This window comes from Trebonia sp. (assembly GCF_049794275.1).
Taxonomy (GTDB): domain Bacteria; phylum Actinomycetota; class Actinomycetes; order Streptosporangiales; family Streptosporangiaceae; genus Trebonia.
This window is the reverse complement of the sequence record NZ_JBARCR010000732.1, coordinates 1-1,984: the sequence shown is the minus strand read 5'-3', so window position 1 is coordinate 1,984 and position 1,984 is coordinate 1. Positions and strand designations below refer to the sequence as shown.

Here is a 1,984-nt window from a genome sequence, read left to right as displayed (position 1 = left end):
TCGGCGATCGCCAGTGCCCACGACTTGGAGATGTCCTTGGCGGCCAGGGCGGCGGCCATATCGGGGTGGGCGCGCAGCAGCCGCATCTCCCGCATCTTGACCTTGGCGTCCCGCGGCGTCATGTCCGCCATCGCGGTCAGCCACGCGGCGGAGGTACCGTACCCGTCGCAGTCATGCGCGTCAGCGGCGTCAAACCGGGCCAGCACAGAGGCGTGCGCGGCGGTGAACTTCGCCTCAATCTCGCCCAGCGACCGCAGCACCAGCCCGCCCGAGGCGGCGTCCAGCTCGGCGGCACCCGGGCCGTTGAGGTAGTCCAGGCCGGCGTTCATCATCCGCAGCGCATCGGCGACGCTCATCTGGCCACCTCCTCCCGGTTATGCCGTAGTGAACCGCCTGCCTCTCAATCGTCCGCGCCACTCTTGTGGCCTAACATTAGAATAGCACACGTGTTCTAGAGATCACAATAGGTAGCATCAAAATCTTTTAGGGCGTTCGCGCAAGGTAAATCGTTTGACCACCCCGGTTAACGTCAGGACGTGGCCGAAGTACACGGCGCCTGTGACAAGCGCTTCGACGCCGTCCGGGTCGCACTCGCGGAGTCGCTGGACGACGCGGACGTCGGCGCGTCGGCGGCCGTTTTCGTAGACGGCGAACCCGTTGCCGACCTCTGGGGCGGCTACAAGGACGCGAAAAAGACCGAGCCCTGGGAACAGGACACGATCACCAACGTCTGGTCCACAACCAAGACGATGGTGGCGCTGAGCGCGCTGATCCTCGCCGACCGCGGCGACCTGGACCTTGACGCGCCGGTCGCCAGGTACTGGCCGGAGTTCGCGGCCGCGGGCAAGGAGCGAGTGCTCGTGCGGCACCTGCTGTCGCATACCGCCGGCCTGCCGGAGTTCGACCCGCCCGCCGCGGTGGCCGACCTGTACGACTGGCGAGGGGCCACAACACGCCTCGCGCGACAGGCCACTCGCTGGGAGCCCGGCACGCTGGCCGGGTACCACTCGGTCACCCAGGGGTTCCTCGTCGGCGAGGTCGTCAGGAGGATCACCGGCCAGTCCCTGGCCACCTTCTTCGCGGAGCACATCGCGAAACCGCTCGGCGCCGACTTCCACCTCACCATGCCCGCCGGAGCCGGGCTCGACGAGCGCTTCGCGCCGGTCCTCGCCCCGCCCGAGGCACCGGACGGCGACCTAGTGGCAGCCCCGCCCGGCGACCAGGGTGCCGCGACAGGCGGGACGGCGATCCGGGTCAGCGACGGGAACAGCGTCGCCTGGCGGCGGGCGGAGATCCTGTCGGGGAGCGGGTACGGCAACGCGCGTTCGGTGGCGGCGGTGCAGTCGGTGCTCGCCTGCGGCGGCGAAGCCCGCGGCATCAGGCTGCTGTCACCGGAAGGCTGCGAGCGCGCCAGGGCGGAGCAGTACCGCGGCGTCGACCAGATCCTGGGCAGGTCGGTGCGGTACGGGCTGGGCTACGGGATCTTCGACCCGGCGTGCGGATGGGGCGGCTGGGGGGGCTCGATGGTCATGGTCGACCTCGACGCGCGCATGGCGGTGGCGTACGTGATGAACCAGATGCTGCCGTCGGACTACCGGGGCCTCGGCATCGTGCTGGCGGCCTACGACGCGCTCGGGTAAGAACAGGACGTTCCCAGGGGCACCACGCGCCCGTTCCGAATAAAAGCTACCCTTCAACCCGTGGACCAGCACCTGATCGACCGCGCGATGGCGCTGCGGCAGGCGCTGGCGGAGGCGGGCGGTCTCGCGGCCATCGACCGGTTCCTCAACGCGAACCGGAACATCCCGCGCGCCGACCGCGAGCTGCTGCTCGACTGGGCCGACGACGCGGTGCGCGGCGTCTTCGAGGTCCGCCGGGCTGACGCGGCCCCAACAGTGCTCAACCTCGTCGACGACCTCGAGTACCGCGTGTACGGCCTCGCCCAGTCGCCGTCGCGGAACTCGTTCATCATCGGCATGCTGCT

The 1,984-nt window shown here is 69.4% G+C and carries 3 protein-coding genes; 2 read left to right on the top strand and 1 reads right to left on the bottom strand.

The annotated features are described in order from the left end of the window. The coding region (locus tag WA805_RS19410; protein WP_425243037.1) for a hypothetical protein at positions 1-356 on the bottom strand (356 nt) is incomplete at its 3' end. Positions 357-536: 180 nt separating this feature from the next. Here WA805_RS19410 and WA805_RS19405 point away from each other — a divergent pair. Together WA805_RS19405 and WA805_RS19400 are read left to right on the top strand one after the other, a co-directional pair. Continuing rightward, entirely contained in the window at positions 537-1,640 is a 1,104-nt protein-coding gene (locus WA805_RS19405) for a serine hydrolase domain-containing protein (protein WP_425243036.1), read from the top strand. A 60-nt stretch (positions 1,641-1,700) separates the two neighbouring features. Beyond that, positions 1,701-1,984: hypothetical protein (locus tag WA805_RS19400; RefSeq protein ID WP_425243035.1), on the top strand; the 284-nt coding region annotated here is incomplete at its 3' end.